The 1130-nt window shown below is 66.9% G+C and carries 2 protein-coding genes; both read right to left on the reverse strand.

The window, feature by feature from the left end:
• Entirely contained in the window at nucleotides 1-774 is a 774-nt protein-coding gene (sufC, locus tag ACJMNC_RS18310) for a Fe-S cluster assembly ATPase SufC (RefSeq protein WP_408949370.1), read from the reverse strand.
• Between the two features lie 43 nt (nucleotides 775-817).
• The coding region (locus ACJMNC_RS18315; RefSeq protein ID WP_408949371.1) for a SufD family Fe-S cluster assembly protein at nucleotides 818-1130 on the reverse strand (313 nt) is incomplete at its 5' end.

Below are 1130 nucleotides of genomic sequence, written 5' to 3' on the forward strand. Positions count from 1 at the left end.
CTACTGCGCGGCGGCGGCGGAGGTGAACCGCACGTAGCCGTTCTCCTCCAGCTCGTCGGCCCGTTCGGCGCCGCCGGACTCGACCACCCGGCCGTCGACGAAGACGTGCACGAAGTCGGGCTTGATGTAACGCAGGATCCGGGTGTAGTGCGTGATCAGCAGGATGCCGCCGGTCTCGCGCTCCTTGTAGCGGTTCACACCCTCCGAGACGATCCGCAGGGCATCGACGTCCAGGCCGGAGTCGGTCTCGTCGAGGATGGCGATCTTGGGCTTGAGCAGGCTCAGCTGCAGGATCTCGTGGCGCTTCTTCTCGCCGCCGGAGAAGCCCTCGTTCACGCTGCGCTCGGCGAACGCCGGATCGATCTCCAGCTCGGTCATCGCCTCCTTGGTCTCCTTGACCCAGTGCCGCAGCTTGGGGGCCTCGCCGCGCACTGCGGTCGCGGCGCTGCGCAGGAAGTTCGACATCGAGACGCCGGGCACCTCCACCGGGTACTGCATGGCCAGGAACAGGCCGGCGCGGGCGCGCTCGTCCACGCTCATCTCCAGCACGTCTTCCCCGTCGAGGGTGATCGAGCCGCCGGTGATCTCGTACTTGGGGTGACCGGCGATGGCGTACGAGAGCGTCGACTTACCCGAGCCGTTCGGGCCCATGATCGCGTGCGTCTCACCGGAGTTCACGGTCAGGTCCACACCCTTGAGGATGTGGATGGGTTCGGCGTCGGGATCGGACTGGGCGACGTCGACGTGCAGATCGCGGATCTCGAGAGTGGTCATGATTTCTGGGTATTCCTTCGTGTCTGTGGGCTGTGGGCGCGGCTCAGGCGCCGGCGGATTCGAGCTCGGCTTCGATGGCCGCTTCGAGCCGCTCACGCAGCTCCGGCACGGTGATCTTGGCGAGCACCTCGCCGAAGAATCCGCGGACCACCAGGCGACGCGCCTGATCCTCGGGGATACCGCGGGCCTGCAGGTAGAACAACTGCTCGTCGTCGAATCTTCCCGTGGCGCTGGCGTGGCCGGCTCCGACGATCTCGCCGGTCTCGATCTCCAGGTTCGGCACCGAGTCGGCCCGGGCGTTGTCGGTGAGCACCAGATTGCGATTGAGCTCGTAGGTGTCGGTGCCGTCGGCGGTG

The sequence above is a fragment of the Gordonia sp. VNK21 genome, assembly GCF_046098115.1.
Classification (GTDB): domain Bacteria; phylum Actinomycetota; class Actinomycetes; order Mycobacteriales; family Mycobacteriaceae; genus Gordonia.